The sequence below is a fragment of the Kordia sp. genome (genome assembly GCF_965224175.1).
Lineage (GTDB): Bacteria > Bacteroidota > Bacteroidia > Flavobacteriales > Flavobacteriaceae > Kordia.
The window spans coordinates 3,557,022-3,579,176 of record NZ_OZ245041.1; the positions used below are offsets into that span (position 1 = coordinate 3,557,022).

At 31.6% G+C, this 22,155-nt stretch carries 15 protein-coding genes; 12 read left to right on the plus strand and 3 right to left on the minus strand.

Annotation, left to right across the window (positions count from 1 at the left end):
- Positions 1–327 precede the first annotated feature (327 nt).
- From ACOQOS_RS15455 to ACOQOS_RS15500, 10 genes are all read left to right on the plus strand, one after another.
- Entirely contained in the window at positions 328–1,251 is a 924-nt protein-coding gene (locus tag ACOQOS_RS15455; RefSeq protein WP_420571367.1) for a helix-turn-helix domain-containing protein, read from the plus strand.
- A gap of 101 nt (positions 1,252–1,352) precedes the next feature.
- Positions 1,353–1,547: a hypothetical protein gene (locus ACOQOS_RS15460; RefSeq protein WP_420571368.1), complete on the plus strand. Its 195-nt coding sequence runs from the start codon at positions 1,353–1,355 to the stop codon at positions 1,545–1,547.
- A gap of 13 nt (positions 1,548–1,560) precedes the next feature.
- Positions 1,561–3,222, plus strand: coding sequence for a S8 family serine peptidase (locus ACOQOS_RS15465; protein WP_420571369.1), 1,662 nt, complete (start codon positions 1,561–1,563; stop codon positions 3,220–3,222).
- Between the two features lie 9 nt (positions 3,223–3,231).
- Positions 3,232–3,711 (plus strand): hypothetical protein, encoded by a 480-nt coding sequence (locus ACOQOS_RS15470; protein ID WP_420571370.1) that lies wholly within the window; start codon positions 3,232–3,234, stop codon positions 3,709–3,711.
- Positions 3,712–3,749: 38 nt separating this feature from the next.
- Positions 3,750–5,420: a S8 family serine peptidase gene (locus tag ACOQOS_RS15475; RefSeq protein WP_420571371.1), complete on the plus strand. Its 1,671-nt coding sequence runs from the start codon at positions 3,750–3,752 to the stop codon at positions 5,418–5,420.
- 2 nt (positions 5,421–5,422) lie between these two features.
- A complete protein-coding gene (locus ACOQOS_RS15480; protein WP_420571372.1) occupies positions 5,423–7,093 on the plus strand; it encodes a S8 family serine peptidase in 1,671 nt (556 codons plus the stop codon).
- Between the two features lie 2 nt (positions 7,094–7,095).
- On the plus strand, positions 7,096–8,754 hold the full coding sequence (locus ACOQOS_RS15485; protein WP_420571373.1) for a S8 family serine peptidase: 1,659 nt from the start codon (positions 7,096–7,098) through the stop codon (positions 8,752–8,754).
- 2 nt (positions 8,755–8,756) lie between these two features.
- On the plus strand, positions 8,757–10,448 hold the full coding sequence (locus ACOQOS_RS15490) for a S8 family serine peptidase (protein ID WP_420571374.1): 1,692 nt from the start codon (positions 8,757–8,759) through the stop codon (positions 10,446–10,448).
- A gap of 2 nt (positions 10,449–10,450) precedes the next feature.
- The gene (locus ACOQOS_RS15495) at positions 10,451–12,121 is read left to right on the plus strand and encodes a S8 family serine peptidase (RefSeq protein ID WP_420571375.1); all 1,671 of its coding nucleotides are present in this window, start codon (positions 10,451–10,453) and stop codon (positions 12,119–12,121) included.
- A 77-nt stretch (positions 12,122–12,198) separates the two neighbouring features.
- A complete protein-coding gene (locus ACOQOS_RS15500; protein WP_420571376.1) occupies positions 12,199–13,809 on the plus strand; it encodes a S8 family serine peptidase in 1,611 nt (536 codons plus the stop codon).
- Here ACOQOS_RS15500 and ACOQOS_RS15505 read toward each other — a convergent pair whose 3' ends face one another.
- The 3 genes from ACOQOS_RS15505 to ACOQOS_RS15515 all read right to left on the minus strand — a co-directional run bounded on the left by ACOQOS_RS15505 (position 13,810) and on the right by ACOQOS_RS15515 (position 17,443).
- Complete coding sequence (locus tag ACOQOS_RS15505) at positions 13,810–15,369, minus strand: class I SAM-dependent methyltransferase (protein ID WP_420571377.1); 1,560 nt, start codon at positions 15,367–15,369, stop codon at positions 13,810–13,812. It lies immediately after the preceding gene.
- Between the two features lie 104 nt (positions 15,370–15,473).
- The gene (locus ACOQOS_RS15510) at positions 15,474–15,665 is read right to left on the minus strand and encodes a hypothetical protein (protein WP_420571378.1); all 192 of its coding nucleotides are present in this window, start codon (positions 15,663–15,665) and stop codon (positions 15,474–15,476) included.
- 107 nt (positions 15,666–15,772) lie between these two features.
- Positions 15,773–17,443, minus strand: coding sequence for an ABC transporter ATP-binding protein (locus tag ACOQOS_RS15515; protein ID WP_420571379.1), 1,671 nt, complete (start codon positions 17,441–17,443; stop codon positions 15,773–15,775).
- 358 nt (positions 17,444–17,801) lie between these two features.
- On the opposite strand from ACOQOS_RS15515, the gene ACOQOS_RS15520 reads away from it, so the two are divergent.
- Both ACOQOS_RS15520 and ACOQOS_RS15525 read left to right on the plus strand, forming a co-directional pair.
- Positions 17,802–21,656 carry a S8 family serine peptidase gene (locus ACOQOS_RS15520; protein WP_420571380.1) on the plus strand — a complete coding sequence of 1,285 codons (3,855 nt, stop codon included), beginning with the start codon at positions 17,802–17,804 and terminating at the stop codon, positions 21,654–21,656.
- Between the two features lie 191 nt (positions 21,657–21,847).
- The gene (locus tag ACOQOS_RS15525; protein WP_420571381.1) at positions 21,848–22,132 is read left to right on the plus strand and encodes a hypothetical protein; all 285 of its coding nucleotides are present in this window, start codon (positions 21,848–21,850) and stop codon (positions 22,130–22,132) included.
- The last annotated feature ends 23 nt before the right edge of the window (positions 22,133–22,155 follow it).

The following is a 22,155-nucleotide window of genomic DNA, read 5'->3' on the forward strand; positions in this document are numbered from 1 at the left end:
AATCAAGATTGGTCTGATGCAACAAGATTTAACATAGGAATTCTTAAATTAAGAGTTGGAAAAAGTGAAGAAGCTCTTCAAATATTCAGAGAGTGTTTAGATTATAGTCAAAAAAAAAATAAAACTACTGATTTAGATCTTTTATCTGCTCTTAGTTCTACATATAGTAATATTAATCAATTAGATTCATCATCAAAAATCAACAAAAAAGCTTATAACTACGCCAAGTCCATTAATAGTCCTTATTATAATTATTTTACACAAATAGAAGGAGTTAACAAATTCAAAAAAAAAGAATATAAAGCCGCAAAAGACAGTTTAAAAAAAGTGATTCCATTTTTAAGAAATCAAAAAGACTATTTAAATTTATCGAACACATACTTTTTCTTGAGTGCTGCACATCAATCTTTGAATGAAAAAGATAAAGCTTTAGATTATTTAAAAAAGATCGATTCCATTTTTGATTCCGACGGAATTATTAATTTTAGTTCAAGATATGCTTATGTTGAGTTAATTGAATATTATAAGAAAAAAGGAGATTTGAAAAATAGACTTTATTATATTGAAAAACTTCTTGAGGTAGATGATGTGTTTGAAAATACTTACGGTGATTTAGCCTTAAACCTGAACAAAAATTACGACACACCTAAACTATTAAAAGAAAAGGACATAGTAATAACAGAATTAAAAAGTTCTAACAAAGGGTTTATATATGGTATTTTTTTATTATTTGTACTCTTTTTAAGTGCTTGTCTTCTATTAATACATAATCGTAATAAGAGAAAAAAATATGAACAAAAATTTCAAGAACTTTTAAGAGAAACTAAAAGCCGCCAAGTCACATTACCAGTAACAAAAAAACAGGACTCAAATTCTAGTAAGGAATTAGATATAAAACAAGAAGTTATAAATCATATTTTAGATAGATTATTAGTTTTTGAAAAGAATAAACATTATTTACAAAAGAAAATCACATTAGCTAGTTTGGCTAAAGAGTTTGAAACAAATTCAAGATATTTATCTAAAGTGATTAATTATTATAAAGAAAAAGATTTTCGAACATATTTAAATGACTTACGAATAGATTTCACAATTGATCGTATAAAAAATGATCCTGTATTTAGAAAATATACTATCTATGCAATAGCAGATGAAGTTGGTTTTTCTAATCAAGAATCATATGCTAAAGCATTTTTCAAAAGGACAGGAATACACACTTCTTTCTTTATCAAAAGATTGAATAATGATTGATTTAATGTCCAATTTTCATGAATCTTGGATTATTAGTTATTGTTTGTTTGGATCTAGTTAATACTTTTGTGAGAAGTTTAATTAATTAAAATCATTTCAGGATGAAAAAAAATAAAAGTTTTAAAATTAACAAATTTAAAGTTGCAAGATTGAATAACTTACATGGAATTAATGGAGGCAGCAGAAAAACTAAAGATAAAGGAAAATGCCCTTTAGATACAACGCCACAAAAAACGAAAGACGTACGTTTAGTGCTTTGTAAATCTGATAATCAAGCGAACGGAGGAGTTTGCTAATATAATAAGTCATATGTTTTTTAGATTCCTATCTTTTATTGCTTGTTTTGTTGTTTGCCTTAGTTGCAATCAAAAATCCATACTTTCATATAATAAATCAGTATCAAAATCCAATTCTTTACCTTTAGAGGGTGATTTATTGAAGTGGCATCATAAAGATATTGAAAATGATTCTATAGCTGGAATAAGTCTCTATAAAGCATATGACTATTTAAAAAGTAAAGAAGCTGAAAATATTATTGTTGCAATATTGGATACAGAACTTAATATTGACAATTCAGCTATTAAGAATCAGATTTGGATAAATCATAACGAAATTCCCAATAACGGCATTGATGATGACCACAATGGTTACATAGATGATATTCATGGGTGGAATTTTTTAAATACCTCCATAGATCAAGGTTTACCTTCTGCAAGGTATGGCTTTTCTCGCTATGTACAAGCATATGAAAAACAGTTTTTAGGTAAAAATATTTCTGAAATTCACAAAGATAGTTTACAACAATTTAAACAATTTGAAAAAGCACAAACATATCTTAAAAATTCTATTGAAGAATCTCAAAGTGAACTTTCTCGTTACAAAAATCTTCTCAACAAGCTTATTGCTACTAATAAAGTAATGGATAGTGTTTTTAGCAGAAGAGAAGTCACCAAGAAGAAACTTGACTCATTACTTCAAATCATAACTGATACTGTTATCATAAAGCATATTGATTTTAAAAAGCTTTTATTGAAATATGAGATAAATGAAGACTATTACCATTATAAAATAGATGAGTTAAATACTGAACTAGCAGAGCAATTAAATATAAACCATGTAGGAAGGTTGTCTAATGATAATATAAATGATATCACAGATATCCAATATGGAAATAACAATGTAAAAGGAATCGGACAAATAAATCATGCTTTAAGGATAAGCAGTTTAATAGCCGCCAATAGAATTGATTCAGATTCTGTACAAGGAATCTTGAATAATGTAAAGATTATGCCTTTGAATATAATGTCGTATAACGGTGTGCATGATAAAGATATAGCATTAGCTATTCGCTATGCTGTTGATAATGGTGCTAAAATTATTAATATGAGTTTTAGCATATCTTTTCCTGTACATGAAGAATGGTTAAAAGAATCTATGTTATATGCAATGGAACATGATGTACTATTGATAACCTCTTCTGGTAATTATGGAGAAAACCTAGATTACGAACTAGATTTTTTGAATGATTCATCTGCTGATACTAAAGAAGAGTTTGCAAATAATTTTATGAAAGTAGGTGCTTCTTCTTATAAAGTAGATTCTACTCTTATTGCTAATTTTTCAAACTATGGAAAAGAAGAAGTTGATATTTTTGCCCCTGGTAATGATTTGTATACTATTCATGGTAATTACATAGAAAAAGATTTAGGAACTTCTTTATCTTCTGCGATTACAACAGGAATCGCCGCATTAATCCGTTCCCATTACCCAAACCTAACAGCCGCCGAAGTCAAACAAATTATTATGAAATCAGGGGTTTCTTATGATATCATGGTCAACAAACCTTCTACAAGTAAAGAAAAAGAACTTGTTCCATTCAGTTCCTTATCCAAATCAGGAAAAATAGTCAATGCTTACAATGCACTACTTATGGCAGAAGAAGTTTCTAAAAAGAAGAAAAAACGCAAATAATAGCAAACTATGTATCTTATTTGGGCGCTTATAAATGCTGCTTTTGTTATACTATTTTTCGCCTTGGTATTAACTTTATTCGCCAAAGGAAAACAGTTATTCAACAATAAATATGGCAACGGGATTATTGTAGTATTTGTTTTAGGCGTTATAGGATTACTCGGTGCTAAAGAAAGTGATTTTAGTAATGAATATATAAAAGGATACCCTGTAGAAAGGATGCATACTACTATTGAAGATAACATTCTTTTTGATATTCACCTTTCGGTAAGTTTAAAAAAAGATGATTTAGGTACATCAATTCCATGTTACAGCAGAAGTGATGCTTCTGGATTTATAAGTGGTCATGTCTGGGAGTTTAAACATGCTGACATTGATGCGCTAGAAACAGGAAAATATTCATATTCAGTACGAGGTTTACTGCACTGGCATTTATTTGGTATAAAAGTCTATTCACAAAATAAAATCTTTGAAGGAATTATAGAATAACCAATAAAGTATTGTATTTTTCTACAAAAAGAATCTAATTGAAACACTACAAACTCTTTCTTATAATCTTAAGCTGTTATTGCATTTTTGCATGTGTATCTCAAAAGCAAATAGCAACAAAACCACGGATAATAACTTCTGGTTTTACAAAAAAACAAACACTTACCGAAGAGGAAAAGAAAAACTGGCACTTTAAAGATATTTATGAAGATTCTATTCCTGGTATTAGCTTATATAAAGCCTATGGTTTTCTAAAAAATAGAAGATTAAATGACACTGTTATCGTAGCAGTAATTGATTCAGAACTGAACATTAAAGCTGATGTTTTCAAAAGTAATTTATGGGTAAACAAAGATGAAATTCCTAATAATAAACTTGATGATGACAAAAATGGTTATGTGGACGATTTCAACGGTTGGAATTTTTTGACTAATAGTAAAGGTAATTATACCAAATTTTATCATTTTGAGTCAACACGTATCTTAAAACAAACAATCCCTTTTTTGAAAAATAGTACAGATACAATTGTTGCACTGGGAAGCAAATATGAAATTTATAAAAAGGCTCAAAAAGATTTCTCAACTCAACTTAAAAGTGCTGAAAGAAGGCAAAAACATGGTAACTACCTTACAGAAAATTATGACAAAGCTTATGCTTTAGTTAATGAGTTTTTCCCAAATAAAAATTATACAGCAAAAAAATTGGATAGCCTCTATTTAGCATTAAAAGATTCTGATAAAGAAAAAGCAAATCTAGTATATTTTGTTTCTGATTGTATTAAATATGATTTAACTAAAGAGTGGATTGATACATACAAATTAAATTCAGATAATCTAATTGACAAATGTTTAAACTTAGATTATAATGAAAGAGAAAATATAGGAGATAATCCAAATGACATAAATGACTCTATATACGGAACAGCAAGAATTTATAATGACATTGATCTTTCTTTTCACTCTTCTCAAGTTTCTGCAATTCTTGTTAATCATAATAAATCAAAATTTTTGAAAATAATGCCAATAGTTATATCAGCACATGGAGACGAGCATGATAAGGATATAGCTATAGCAATACGTTATGCTACAAATAATGGAGCAAAAATTATAAATATGAGCTTAGGGAAAGAACTTTCTTATAATAAAGAATGGATTGAGGACGCTGTTAAATATGCAGAAAGTAAAGATGTTTTAATAGTTTATGCTGTAGGTAATGATGCTAAAAATGTAAATAATCTGGAAAATAAGTATTATCCAAATGATGTAGATGATAATAATGGTAATGAAATTGTTGAAAATTTTATTGCTGTTGGTTCAAGCACGAAATCATTCGATAAAAATTTAGTTTCTAATTTTTCTAATTACAACAACAAACATGTAGATATATTTGCTCCTGGCGATAGTATATATGTTTATTCACCAGATGGCAGTAATTATTACAATAGTGGGACATCATTAGCAACACCTATGGTATCAAAGATAGCTGGAATAGTCCGTTCCTACTACCCAAACCTAACCGCTCCCGAAGTAAAACAAATCATCATGGAATCAGGCGTATCTTATGATATCATGGTCAACAAACCTTCTGCAAGTAAAGAAAAAGAACTCGTTCCTTTCAGTTCCTTATCCAAATCAGGAAAAATAGTCAACGCATACAATGCGTTACTCATGGCAGAAGAAGTTTCTAAAAAGAAGAAAAAACGTAAATGATTATGAAACACTACAAACTTCTACTTATAATCCTAAGCTGTTATTGCATTTTTGCGTGTGTATCTCAAAAGCAAATAGCAACAAAACCACGGATAATAACTTCTGGTTTTACAAAAAAACAAACACTTACCAAAGAGGAAAAGAAAAACTGGCACTTTAAAGATATCTATGAAGATTCTATTCCTGGTATTAGCTTAGATAAAGCATATCAAGAACTTTTGAAAAATAAAAAAGGTGATACTATTATAGTTGCTGTTATTGATATGCGTATTGACAAAAACCATGAAGATCTTAAAGATTTTATTTGGGTTAATAAAGATGAAATTCCAAACAATAATATTGATGATGATAACAATGGTTATATAGATGATATGAATGGTTGGAACTTTTTAGGAAATACTAACGGAGAACAGGCGTATAGAGCAAATTTCGAATATGTTAGAGTTATTCGAAAATTTGAAGATAAATTTAAAGGCAAGCATATTGATGAAATAAAGGATACAATTAATTTCAAATTATATCTAAAAGCAAAGCAAGAATATTCAGAAGAACTAGCATATGTAAAAAGGAGATTAAGATCATTGAATTATCAAAAAATAAGAAAAAACTTTTTAGAGGAACAACTTGGGGAAATCTATCCAAATACAAAACTTACGGTAGAAGTTCTACAAAACCTAAAACCAACTAATAGCACTATTGGGAAAAATATTCAAACCCTTATTAAATATAAAAAAGATAGTATCAAGAATGTTGCTGATTTTGAGTTAGAACAACGTTATCTGGATGTTTATTTAAATCTCGATTTTAAAGAAAGAGATATCATAGGAGATGATGTGGACAATATTAATGATATTCCATACGGTAATAATAATATTAATGCTGATAATTCAGAGGGGTATCATACACATGCCATAAAAGTTGCAGGAGTTATAGTCGCAAACCGTAATAATAATCTAGGTATCAAAGGAGTCACAAACAATGTTAAAATAATGCCTATAGCTGTATCTCCATATGGAGATGAACAAGACAAGGATATGGCATTGGCAATTCGATATGCAGTTAATAATGGGGCGAAAATTATCAATATAAGTTCAAGTAAAAATTTTTCCTTACATCAAGATTGGGTTATTGATGCTTTAAAATATGCTGAAAAAAAAGATGTTTTAGTAGTAACTTCTGCTGGTAATGGAGGTAGTAATTTAGAAGAAAAACAAAATTACCCTAACGACACAGATAAAGATAATACAGAGGTTTTAAAAAATTTTATAAAAGTTGGGGCTTCAGCTTATCAACTAGACGAAAATTTAGTTCACTATACGTCTAATTATGGAAAAGAGAGTGTTGATATTTTTGCGCCAGGTAAAGATATTTATACTACACATCCTAATAATTCTTATGGCTTTAGTAGCGGAACGTCTTATTCAGCACCTATAGTATCTGGTATTGCTGCTTTGATTCGCTCTTACTATGTGAATCTTTCTGCATCAGATGTTAAAACTATTATTTTAAATTCTGGAGTAGCGATCAATTGGAATGTAAACAAGCCTCCAACTACAAATAATAAAGAACTCGTTCCTTTCAGTTCCTTATCCAAATCAGGAAAAATAGTAAACGCTTACAATGCGTTACTCATGGCAGAAGAAATATCAAAAAAGAAGAAAAAACGCAAATGATTATGAAAAGCTACAAACTCCTTTTCCTAATCTTAAGTATTTACTTCGTAGTAGCTTGTAAATCTTTATATCCAATAAAAGTGGATAAAATTCCTGTTCCCAAATCAAAGATATCAAAACAAGATTGGAGAAATTGGCAACACAAAGATATCTATATAGACTCTATTCCTGGAATTAGTTTAGATAAAGCATATAAAGAACTTTTAAAAGATAAAAAAGGCGATACTATTATTGTCGCTTTACTAGATAATAGGATTGATTCAGAACATGAAGACATAAAAGACTTCATTTGGGTTAACAATAATGAAATTCCCAATAATAATAAAGATGATGACGATAACGGATTTATTGATGATGTGAATGGTTGGAATTTTTTAGGAAATATAAATGGTGAAAATGTGGGTAGAGCTAGATTCGAATCAACTAGAATAATTGAGAAATACGAAAAAGTTTTTTCAGACTCTAATATTAATGCTATTTCAAAAGAAAATAATGATAATTTTAAATTATATAAAAAAGCAAAAGAAGCATATGCTAAATCATTAGATGAAGTTAATTATGGTTTCCATTATTTTGATTCTTTAGATCAAAATAAAATAAATTTAGAGAAAGAGCTTTCTGAGACATTTCCTAATATCAACTTAACTATCAAAAATCTAGAAAAAGTTAAAAAAGATCATCCAACAAAGGCTGATGAAATTACTACATATATTAGTTATTTGAAATACCCAGATTGGTCTGAAAGTAGACGAGCTAGCTTACAAGCTTTTTTAAAAATACATTTAAATCTTGACTACAAAGAAAGAGAAGTTATAGGTGATAATGTAGAAGATTTGAATGATACAAACTATGGTAATGGAAATATTACAGCAAGTACATCATCAAGTCATAATCATGCGATAAAAGTAGCTGGAGTTTTAGGAGCAAATCGACAAAATAACATAGGTATTAGAGGAATATCAAATAATTTAAAAATAATGCCTGTAAGTGTTTCTCCAACAGGAGATGAACAAGATAAGGATATAGCACTTGGGATACGTTATGCAGTTGACAATGGAGCAAAAATAATTATCATGACATTTACAAAATTCCTTGTACAGCACGAGGATTGGTTATCTGATGCTTTAAAATATGCAGAAAAAAACGATGTTTTAATTGTTTTATCAGCTGGAAATTCAGCTAGTAATTCCGATTTTAAAAAAACTTATCCTAATGATTATAACTCTAAAAACATTGAATACATAAATAATGTTATTGTTGTGGGAGGAATACGAAATTCTCTTGATGAAAAGTTAGTTTCTGAATTTTCAAGTTATGGAAAAAATAACGTAGATGTTTTCGCGCCAGCGAGAAGTATATATACCACCTTAAGAAATAACAAATATGGATATGAAAGTGGAACTTCAATGTCAGCTCCGATTGTTGCTGGAATTGCCGCATTAATCCGTTGCCACTACCCAAACCTAACAGCTCCCGAAGTAAAACAAATTATCATGAAATCAGGTATTTCATTAAATATCATGGTTAACAAACCTTCTACAAGCAAAGAAAAAGAACTCGTTCCTTTCAGTTCCCTATCCAAATCAGGAAAAATAGTCAACGCATACAACGCGTTACTCATGGCAGAAGAAGTATCAAAAAAGAAGGAAAAACGCAAATAATTATGAAACACTACAAACTCTTTCTTATAATCTTAAGCTGTTATTGCATTTTTGCATGTGTATCTCAAAAGCAAATAGCAACAAAACCACGGATAATAACTTCTGGTTTTACAAAAAAACAAACACTTACCAAAGAGGAAAAGAAAAACTGGCACTTTAAAGATATCTATGAAGATTCTATTCCAGGAATAAGTTTAAGTAAAGCCTATGATTTTTTAAAAGGAAAGAAAGGTGATACTATTATCGTAGCTGTTATTGATACGGAATTAGATATATTACAAGAAGATTTAAAAAATCAAATTTGGGTAAATAAAGATGAAATTCCAGATAATAATATTGATGATGATAACAATGGATACGTAGATGATATTCACGGCTGGAATTATGTAGGAACAAAAAAAGGAGATGAAATTCCTTATAGTCATTTTGAATGTGTGAGAATTATTAAAAAGTATGATTCTCTCTTTAAAAATGTAACTACGATCAAAGAAGTGTCGGAGGATAAAAAAGAACAATTTAAGGTGTATCAAAAAGCGTATTTAGATTATCATAAGAGACTAAAAACCTTTACAGGGTATATTGATAAAAATAACAATACTAAGAAGCGTTATAATGCTGGAATAGATGTTCTTAAGCTATACCTCCCAAATATAGAAGAACCATACAATTTAGTAAAGCTAGACTCATTAAAAGAAACAATAACGAACAAAGAACAAATTGAAAAAATAGAATATTTAATAAAGTTGAAGAAGTATGATGTTTCTGTAAAGTATATCAATAATAGAAATATAATGCATCAAAGGATAATTGATCGTAAATTGAACTTTGACTTTAATGATCGTTATTTAACTAATGATAATATTCATGATATAAATGATTTTCCGTACGGAAATAATGATGTGCAAGGAACTCAAATTATAAATCATGCTACTGAAGTCTCTTCAGTTATTGCAGCGACTAGAAATAATGACATTGGTATTGATGGTATAAATAATTTGGTGAAAATTATGCCATTAAGCATTGCGGTTGCTGGAAATGAACAAGATAAAGACATTGCTTTGGCGATACGTTATGCAGTAGATAACGGAGCAAAGGTTATTAATATGAGTTATGGTAAAGAAATGTCAATATATCCTAATTGGGTAAATGAAGCGATTAAATATGCAGAAAAAAATAATGTTTTACTAATAACTTCTTCTGGCAATAATGGGTGGAATATTGATAAAAATGACAGTTTCCCTAGAGATAAGTTCAAAGGTATTGAAGAGGTTAAAAACTTTATAACAGTTGGGAATACTTCATATAAAATTGATTCTATATTGGTTCATAGCGCTTCAAATTATGGAAAACAAGAGTTAGATATTTTTGCGCCTGGATGGAAATTACCAGTATTAACTAGATCTAAAGTTACAACTGATACGGGAACATCTTTATCTTGTGCTGTAGTGAGTGGAATAGCAAGCCTTGTTTTTTCGTACTATCCAGACTTAACAGCAAAAGAAATAAAAGAAATTATCTTAAAATCAGGAACTTCAATTGACCTCATGGTATTGAAACCTTACGCAAGAGGTGACAAACGTGACCCGAACAAGGTCTTTTTCAGTTCCCTATCCAAATCAGGAAAAATAGTCAATGCATACAATGCCCTACTCATGGCAGAAGAAGTTTCGAAAAAGAAGAAAAAACGTAATTGAATATGAAACACTACGAACTCCTTTTCATAATCCTAAGCTGCTATTGTATTTTTGCGTGTGTATCTCAAAAGCAAATAGCAACAAAACCACAAATAATATCTTCTGGTTTTGTTAAAAAGCAACTTACAAATACTGAATGGCAAGATTGGCAACATAAAGACATCGCAAAAGATTCTATAGCAGGTATAAGCTTAGATAAGGCGTATGAATGTTTAAAAAATATAAAAGGAGATACTGTTTTAGTAGCAGTTCTAGATACGAGGTTGATAAAAGGAAATGAAGACTTAAAAAATCTTCTATGGACAAATAAAGATGAAATTCCAAATAATAATATTGACGACGATAAAAATGGTTACATTGATGATATTCATGGTTGGAATTTTCTAGGAAATAAAAATGGAGCTCAAGAATATCGTGCTAATTTTGAATTTGTCAGGGTAATAAGAAAATTTGATCCTTTATTCAAAGGTAAAAAGAGACAGAATATTAAAGACACTGTAAATTATGATATATATACTAAAGCAAAAAGAACTTTACAAGATGAGATTCATATTGTTAATCAAAATATATTGTATCTAGATTCTGTCAAGGCATTACGGAGTGAAACAAAAAAAGAACTAAGTAAGTTTTATCCTGATATTTCATTAGATGTTAAAGTACTTGATAGTATGTTAAGAACAGAAAAAGATTCAACAATTATTAAAAAAATTATATTTTTAAAAGAATATGATTCTAATAAACAGTGGTATGTAAATAGGTACAAAAGAGAAAGAAGACATTTAGAAATTTATTACAATAAAGATTATAAAGAAAGATCTGTAATAAAGGATAACTCTAATGATTTAACAGATATAAATTATGGTAATCCAACTATTTTTTCTGATTCTATATATCCAAAGCATACTCACTCCATTAAAGTTGTAAGTGTTTTAGCTGCAAATAGAACAAATAACTATGGTATAAAGGGAGTTACTAATAGTTCTAAAATAATGATGGTAACAGTCTCTCCTTTTGGAGACGAACATGATAAAGATATTGCTTTGGGAATACGATATGCTGTTGATAATGGCGCCAAAATTATAAATATAACATTTACTAAATATTTTTCTCTGCATTCAGATTGGGTAAGGGAAGCTATAAAGTATGCTTCTAGAAATAATGTTCTCATTGTATGTTCAGCTGGGAATTACAGTAAAAATCTTGACAATGAAACACCTTATCCAAACGATACCGATACAACAGGTAATGAGGTCGTTGATAACCTTATGATGATTGGTTCTAGCACACCTTTTGCAAATGAATTTTTAGTTTCTGATTATTCAAATTATGGAAAGAAAAATGTGGATATTTTTGCGCCAGGTGAATTTATATATACTAGCATAGGAAAGAACAATTATAATTTTACAAGTGGCACTTCATACTCAGCACCAATCGTTTCAGGAATCGCCGCATTAATCCGTTCCCATTACCCAAACCTAACAGCCGCCGAAGTTAAACAAATTATTATGAAATCAGGGGTTTCTTATGATATCATGGTCAACAAGCCTTCTACAAGCAAAGAAAAAGAACTCGTTCCTTTCAGTTCCTTATCCAAATCAGGAAAAATAGTCAATGCATACAATGCGCTACTCATGGCAGAAGAAGTTTCTAAAAAGAAGAAAAAACGTAATTGAATATGAAGCTGAACAAACTCCTAATCATAATCGTAAGCTGTTATTGCATTTTTGCATGTGTTTCTCAAAAGCAAATAGTGACAAAACCACAAATAGTAACTTCTAGTTTTGTTAAAAAGCAAGCACTTACTGAAGAGGAAAAGAAAACGTGGTATTTTAAAGATATCTATGAAGATTCAATTTTAGGTGTCAGTTTAGACAAGGCATATAAAGAACTTTTAAACAATAAGAAAGGTGACACCATCATTGTTGCGATTATTGATTCTGAAATCGATATAGACCATAAAGATTTAAAAGATCAAGTGTGGATCAATGTTGATGAAATTCCTAACAATAATATTGATGATGATCATAATGGGTATATAGATGATATATATGGTTGGAACTTTCTGCAAACAACTAAAGGAGGCTCTATTCCCTATACAAATTATGCATTTACAAGAGTGATAAAAAGATATGACACTCTTTTCAAAAACAAACTGCTAAAAGATATACCCGTAAATCAAAGAAAAGAATTTAAAGAATATCTTAGAGCTATTGACACTTATAACAGAGAAAAAAAAATAGTAGAAGATGATCTTGCTACGTATACTAGAATAAAGGATAAGTTCATAAAAGCAGATAAATTATTAGCCAAATATTTCCCAAAAAAAGAATATAAAATATCTCAATTAGACTCTTTGTTGGAAACCTCAACAGATTCTATCTTAAACATGCGTATTGGAAATATGAAATATTATTTAAATAATAATATAGATGTAAAATGGACAGATAGAGGTATAAAGAGAGAAAATAAAAAATTGAATACAATGTTCAGTTTTACGTATAACGAACGGGAAATACAAGATGATAATATAGATGATATTTCAGATACGAACTACGGTAACAATAATGTAGAAGGAACTTTAAAACTGCATCATGGAACAAAAATTATGTCCATTTTAGCAGCTTCTCGAAATAATAGTATTGGGATAAATGGTGTTACTAATTTAGTTAAGGTTATATTTTTAGGAGTTGCACCTCTTGGAAATGAACATGACAAAGATATTGCTTTAGCTATAAAGTATGCTGTAGATAATGGTGCTAAAATTATAAATATGAGCATTGGCAAAGAATTTTCAATGCATCCTGAATGGCTCAAAGATGCCTTTCAATATGCAGAAAAAAATGATGTACTGATTGTCTCTTCCGCAGGAAATAAGAGTTACGATTTGGATAAAGAGTTTGATTATCCTGATGATTATGATGAAAACGGTGAATATGTCAAAAACTTTATCAAGGTTGGAGCGAGCTCGTACAAAGCAGATTCTACCATGGTACGATTATCTTCAAATTATAGTAAAAAAAATGTAGACATTTTTGCACCAGGACATAAAATTTATTGTCAGAACAGAAGACGCACTTTATACTATTCAGGAACTTCATATGCATCGCCAATTGTAGCAGGTATTGCTGCTTTAATTCGCTCATATTATCCAAATTTATCGGCAATAGAAGTAAAAGAAATTATCTTAAAATCTGGAATTTCATTTGATGTCGATGTAGTTCAACCGTATCCATATGGAGAAAAACAACCTGCTAAAAAAATTCCTTTCAGTTCCTTATCCAAATCAGGAAAAATAGTCAATGCATACAATGCCCTACTCATGGCAGAAGAAGTTTCTAAAAAGAAGAAAAAGCGTAAATAACTATTGTATCAAATTGATACTTACGGTAGAAATTTCATCACTAGGAAAATGATAGGAATGTGTAGCATCAATACGAATGCCTGCTTTGGTTATGGCTTCTAAAAATACATTCAATTCTACAATATATTGATCAGAAAAACCATGTGTTACATCATACGCCGTACAAGGTGTTTTGCCTAAATTAACAGCAACAACGTCTGGTGCTACTGTATGTAGTTCAATAAACAACAATCCGTGATTTTTAATATAAGGTTTCCATTTTTCAAAATGTTCTACCAAACTCTGTGCAACGTCGCTGTTGTGTAATTGTTTACCACGATGTGCAAATGCTCCTGTAGATAACAAGTTACCAGTATACGATTGGTTGGGCACATTAAATGGACGATTATGATCTAAGAACGAACGTACATTCAATAACTCTTCTAATCTAACATCATACAATGTTTGTAGCTTCTCGTCAATCTCAGCAGGATTTCCAATATCGCCCCAAACGACTTCCGCCCAAACGTTAGCTTTCTCCAAATTTCGTTTAGTACTTAACAACGCTTCTTTGTTATAATCAGCACCAACCAAAATAAGTTTAGTACTGCTCAAATCGTCTCTGCGTTGTGTTTTATTCCAAATTAAATCAAAAATATGTTCTAACAAAGCACCATTTCCACAGCCAACATCTATAATTCCTTTGGGCTGCTCAGAAAGTGGTCTATTAAAAATATCAACCAAAACAGCATCAAACTTATTAAAGTATGTAGCATGACTTCCGCCACTTCCCCAAACATTCATACCTCTAAAAACATGTTGTTCATTCCCTAAACGATCTTGCTCAAAAAACGGTAAAAAATCTCCCGTCAAATAAGTTTCCATATGGCGCATAATAGGCGTATACGAAGTCGTAACTCCATACGCATAACTCTTGTCAAACAAAAAAGAACCTTTGGTAGTTAAGCTTTTTCCATCGTACATAGCTAACAATTCTAATACTTTTTGAAGCGAAGGATCTTCTAAAAAAGATGAAGTTTCAGTATTTTCTAAATCCGCATGATATACTAAATATACGAGCAATGGTGCTAACAAAACACCTTCTAAATGCAAAGCAACTTCGGTAGAAAAATACGCATCATGCTGCAGTGTATTTTTGGCGCTTGTTAAATAGGAAGCATAAGCAATCAAATTATCAGAGTCAGGCAACGGAAACTGAAACGGAGTTTTAAAAAGTTCATAATAATACACAAACAACGCATTAAAATAAACGTAATGTGTGGTATATTGTTGAAAAGCAGAAAATTTCGAAGTCGTTTCTATGCATACTTCTTGCGGTGTAACACTGTATTTTAAAATCCCTTGAGAAGCCAAACTTCGCAAAGCAACATTTAAATAACCAGCATGAAATTGTGGAAACTTTTGTAAAATCTTAGCAACGGAAGATGTCTTTTCTGTTGCTAAAAAATCAAATACTTGATGTTGTTCTAGTACTGCAATAATAGCTGTAATCGCAATTCCGTCTTGGTGTTTAAATAACAGTGATCGAAATGCTCGTTTTTCTTCTCTTGTTAAACTCATATCTCTTAAAGATACAGAATTTTCAAATGTAGTTGAAAGAAAAAGAACTAAAGAGACGAATTCTTCAGTTCTTTTAAAAAAGTTTATATACTAAAATTTATGTATTAAGTAGGTATATCACATACGTCTCCCGGAAATTTAGTTGGTGGAAGAGGTTCAGGTTCTGGAGGAATAGGACAAAACTTTACGGTATCTGGCCAAAAAGAATCTTCACCTCCATTTATTTTCTGTAATTTCTCTAAACTAGAAATTGTTTTTTTGTGTAATGATAAATTTTTTAATGTTTGTTTTTTCATGATATAACGTTATTTATGTATCATAAAATTAAATGCAACAAGAGTAGTGTAGAAGACTGAGTTTCTGAAAAGTAGTTTTGAATTGCTGTAATAGAAATAAATTAAGATTAAATGCCCTTAGGAATAGCGTCAATCAAAGTTTGTGTGTAAGAAGATTTTGGATTGTTGTAAATGGCGTCGGCTTCGCCCAATTCTTCAATCTGACCAGCATTCATAACTAATAACTGATCGGAAATATACTTTACAACGGCCAAATCGTGCGAGATAAAGATATAGGTAAAACCAAAATTATCCTTTAACTCATTTAAAAGATTCAATACCTGTGCTTGAACCGAAATATCTAAAGCAGAAACCGATTCGTCACAAATAATCAACTTGGGTTGCAGTGCAATAGTACGTGCAATTCCAATACGTTGTCGTTGCCCGCCAGAAAACTCATGCGGATATCGTCCATAATATGAAGCATCCAAACCAACACGATCTAGCAATTCAAGTACTTTCTCTTTTCGCTCGTCATCATTGGCATACAAACCATGTACCTTCATAGGTTCCAAAATGGCAGTTCCAACTGGAATTCTAGGATTTAACGAAGCAAAAGGATCTTGAAAAATAATTTGAATCTCCTTACGCAAACTACGTATCTCGTATGTAGACAATTTCGTAATATCGACACCATTATATAAAATTTCGCCTTCAGTAGCTTTATGCAGTTGTAAAATGGTATTTCCTAACGTGGATTTTCCACAACCTGATTCGCCAACCAAACCTAAAGTTTCGCCTTCATATAAGGAAAAACTAACATTGTTTACGGCTTTCACTTCCGTAGATGTACCAAAGATGCCAGCACTGCTAAAAAACGACTTAGATACGTTCTTTACTTCTAGTAATGGCGCTTTCGCGTAAATTTTTTCATGATCACGCTTTCTAGCTTCAGCTGAAACTACACTGTTTGAAACTGTGCCTGCCAATACATCTTGAATAGTAGGTAATTTTTTTAATCGAACATCTAATGAGGGTTTCGATTGTAACAAGGCTTTGGTATACGTATGTTTTGGATGTAAAAATAAATCTTCTGTCTTTCCACGTTCTACAATATCACCTTTATACATTACCACAATTTGATCGGCAATTTCACTCACCAAAGACAAATCGTGTGAAATAAAAATAATACCCATATTGGTTTCTTGCTGAAGTTCTTTCAACAACAAAATAATTTCCTTCTGAACGGTTACATCTAATGCTGTTGTAGGTTCATCGGCAATTAACAATTTTGGTTTACAGGCAATTGCCATGGCAATCATAACACGCTGCTTCTGTCCACCACTCAATTGATGCGGATAAGAACGATACATTTGATCAACTCTTGGTAATTTTACTTTCTCAAACAATGATAATACTGTGTCTTTTACCTCTTTCTTAGTACAAAACTTATGCTGTAATAAAATTTCTTCTACTTGTTTTCCACAAGTCATGGAAGGATTCAGAGAGCTCATAGGTTCTTGAAAAATCATTGAAATTTCATTTCCGCGTAAGCGTTGAAAATCCTTATTAGATAGTGTTGCCAAATTTTGACCATCGTATAAAATTTCTCCAGTAATGGTTACGTTTTTTTTTGGTAATAAGCCTAAAACAGCTAAAGAAGACACAGATTTTCCGCTACCAGATTCTCCAACAATACCTAAAATTTCATTAGAAGAAACTTGGTATGAGATTCCATGAATTACTTCATTATTTTTAAAAGAAATGGAGAGATCTTGTATATCTAATAAGGTATGCATTACTCAAAAGTACACAAACAAATTGAGTTTGTTAAAAAAAATGATCCACAAAATAATGTAAAAAAAGCGCTTCAGGCATTTTTCTTGTGTAAAATAAGTAAGGTTTTAGCGTAGTTTTTACGTAAAAAAAACAAACTGTGTAAGAATTTCTTAAAAAAATATGTAATTCATCGAAAAATTAAATAAAATGTTAAATAATTAATAAAAAATTAACATTTTTGACGCGTTTTAATGAAAATGCCCCAAAGATTGACCATTGAAAATGCATATTCCACACCAAATATGTTTAATTCTATACTGAATCTATAGGGTTTATTCATTATAGCGATTATTAACCTAATAACAACCAAAATAACACATGAAGAACAAGTACCTTTCACTAGGCTTACTAGCCTTTGGTATGTTTTTTGCGCAAACCTCATTTGGACAAACAGATGCTGAAAAGCAGAAAATTGTAAGCCAATATGATGTTCAAAAGCTTGGAACATTACAGAATCAATTTACCACAAATCAACTACAAGAAAAGCAAAATGCAATTCGAATAGCTCAACAAAATGGTTGGGAAATTAGAAAAACATTAGCAGATGGAACTTTAGTTGAATTACAAAAAGTAACTGCTGACGGAACTCCTGTATACTATACAACATTCAACGTAGCAGCTGCACGATCGACACGAACAAATTTCTTAAACTCAGGCGGTGGACTAGGATTGAACCTTATGGGACAAAACATGACTGCCCATGTATGGGATGGAGGAATTGCAAGAGCATCTCACCAAGAATATGATGGAGCTGGAGGAAATAACCGTTACACAGTAGGTGATGGAAGTGGTTCTCTTAATTTTCACGCAGCACACGTTACAGGTACCATTATGGCATCTGGAGTTGTTGCTGAAGCAAAAGGAATGGCACCACATGCAAGCGCTGTAGGACATGACTGGAATAGTGATAAAGCAGAAGCAACCAATGCAGCTTCAAACGGAATGTTAGTATCAAATCACTCGTACGGTTTTGCTGCCAGAAACCCTAATACAGGACAAGTACAATTACCACAATATTTCTTTGGAGGATATATCGATGAATCACGTGATTGGGATGAGATCTTATTTAATGCACCAAACTATTTAATGGTAGTTGCTGCAGGAAATGATGGAAATGACAATACAGCAAATAGCAATCCAACTGGAGGATCGGGATTTGATAAATTAACAGGACACTCTACAGCTAAAAACAATTTAGTAGTTGCTAATGCACAAGATGCTAATATTGACGGAAGTGGAAACTTAGTTTCAGTATCAATCAATAGTTCAAGTAGTGAAGGACCAACAGATGATTTCCGTATCAAACCAGATATTACAGGAAATGGAACAAATGTATACTCTACCTACCAAAATAGTGATACAGCTTATAATTCTATCACAGGAACATCGATGGCATCGCCAAATGTAGCAGGTTCTGTATTATTATTACAACAACACTATAATAATACAAATAGTTCTTTTGCTAGAGCAGCAACAATAAAAGGAGTTGTTTTGCATACAGCAGATGATGCTGGAGCTTCTGGACCTGACGCCGTTTTTGGATGGGGATTAATGAACGCAAAACGCGCTGCAGAAACAATTACAAATAACGGAAATGAAACTAAAGTTGAAGAGCTAACATTAACTTCTGGTCAAACGTATACAATTACAGTTGATTCTGATGGAACAAATCCATTATTAGCTTCTATTTCTTGGACAGATCGTGCTGGAACGGCAACAACAACCGTAAATTCTACAACACCAGTTTTAGTAAACGATTTGGATATCAGAGTTACAAAAGGAGGAACAACATATTTCCCTTACGAATTAACGGGAGCAACTACAAATGCACAACAAGATAATAATGTAGATCCTTTTGAAAGAGTAGACGTATCTGGAGCTTCTGGAACATACACAATTACAGTAACACACAAAGGTTCTTTAGTTGGAGGAAGTCAAGACTTTTCTTTAGTTGTTACAGGATTAACAGGAACACCAGTAGTATGTAATGCTACAACGCCAACAGGAGTTTCAACTTCTGGAATTACAACTTCTGGAGCAGACGTAAATTGGGATGCAGTAACAGCAGCAACATACGATGTACGTTACAGAGCTACAGGAAGTTCTTCTTGGACAACAACTGCAGTTTCTGCAAATAATACAACATTAAGCGGATTAACAGCTTCTACATCATATGAAGTTCAGGTACGTAGCAAATGTTCTAGTGGAAATTCATCTTACAGTGCTTCTGTAAACTTTACTACTGCTGATATACCACCACTTTGTACAACAACAGTTAGTGCTTTTCCTTACAGTGAAGGGTTTGAAACAAATGATGGTTGGACACAAGTTACAGGTGATGATGGAAATTGGGTACGTACAAGCGGAAGTACACCATCTTCAAACACAGGACCAAGTTCTGCTGCACAAGGATCTAACTATTTATTTTTAGAAGCTTCTACAAATGGAAGTACAGGGCAAATCGGTGCTAATGCTACTGCTATTTTAGAAAGCGATTGTTTTGATTTGGCAGGAAAATCTGAAGCAACATTTAGCTTCAAAAACCACATGTACGGTACTAATGTAGGATCATTAACAGTACAAGGTTCGACAGATGGTGTTTCTTGGGCAAACTTATGGACTGATTCAGGAAATAAAGGAAACCAGTGGAATACAATCTCAGTAAACTTAAGTGCTTATTTAGGACAAAGTGTAAAGCTAAGAATTGTTGGTGTTACCGGTGACGGATGGTCTAGTGACATTGCTGTAGATGATTTAGTAGTAACAGTTGTAGATGTTACAACAGATACTGAAGCACCAGTAATTACCTTAAATGGAGCAGCTACTATTACGTTAACAGTAGGAGACTCTTTTACAGATCCAGGAGCAACAGCAACAGATAATGTAGATGGTAACTTAACGTCTAGTATTGTTGTAACAGGTTCTGTAAATACAGCTGTTGAAGGAACATATACTTTAAATTATAACGTAAGTGATGCCGCAGGAAATGCAGCAACACAAGTCTCTAGAACTGTAAATGTAAATGCTGCTAGTACAGGTAGTTGTGCAGGTCAAGTGTCATCATTCCCATACAGTGAAGGATTTGAAAATACATTAGGTGCTTGGACACAATCTACAGCAGATGATATCAATTGGACAGTAGATGCTTCAGGAACACCTTCAAACAATACAGGACCATCTAGCGCTACGGAAGGATCATACTATATTTTTGTGGAAGCATCAGGAAATGGAACAGGATATCCTAACAAACAAGCAATTTTGAACTCTCCATGTTTTGATTTAAGCGGAGAAACACAAGCTACGTTTGCTTTTAGCTATCATATGTTTGGTGCAGCTGATATGGGAAGTATTTCTCTAGAAGCAAGTAATGATGATGGTGCTACATGGACTTCTTTATGGAGTGAAACTGGAAACAAAGGAAATTCTTGGCAAACTGCTAGTGTAGATTTAGCAGCGTATGTTGGAGGAACAGTTCAATTACGTTTCAATAGAATTACTGGAGCTACATGGCAAGCAGATATTGCTATTGATGATGTAAGTTTATCAACAAGCGGAGGAAGCGGACCTTCTTGTTCTAATGTATCGTTATCAATTACATTTGATAACTACCCAGAAGAAACAAGCTGGCAAATTACTAACAGCGGAGGAACAGTAGTAGCTTCTGGAGGAACGTATGCTTCTCAAGCTGATGGATCAACATTAAATATTGATGTTGGATGTTTAGATGATGGATGCTATGACTTTACAATCAATGATACGTATGGAGATGGAATCTGCTGTTCTTTTGGAAATGGTTCATTCACATTAACAAACAATGATACAGGAGCAACATTAGCTTCAGGTGGATCATTTGCTTCATCTGACACTACAAACTTCTGTTTAACAGCTTCTTCAACAACAGCTACAACAGATTATGTAACAACAGCAGATAATACATTATCTTCTTCTTTTGAAGTTCAAATTTATCCAAATCCTGTAAAAGGAGGAATCTTAAATGTAAGAACTACTCAAGATAATGCAAGTTATACGATTATGAATATGGTAGGACAGCAAGTAGGAAAAGGAAATATCACTTCTGGAACTATAGATGTTCAAAAACTACGAGCTGGTGTATATATGATTCAAATTAATGCTGGATCAAAAACAGTAACTAAGAAATTCATTAAAGAATAATACCCAGAATAACTAGTAAATATAGAGTGCTTAAAAAGCCCAAACATTCGTGTTTGGGCTTTTTTTATGAAAGATCATAACGAGCGTATTTTCTTTGACGCCAAATACTATTAACACTTTTGTAAAGATATTTTACTTAGCTTTGATATGTGATTCTTAAATCGAACATACTTAAAGTGCAAAGTGTTTGCATGCTCATCATTTTTATTCTGATAAAATTAGGTGTTGCGCATTCAGTTTCTCATGCTTTTTCTCATGATGACATCACAGATTGCGATCATTGTATTTTAATTATTGATTCAAACAAGACACATTCTTTTGACTGCAATACTGAGGTATATGAAAATACGATATGTTATGTTGAATCTACTTATAAGCCAGTCATCATATTATATAAAAACCCTATAACTAGAGCTTACCAAGCGAGTCAATTCTTCAACAAGCCACCGCCATCGGTTGCACACAATATTGGGTAAAAGTTTTCATAATTTAATTTATT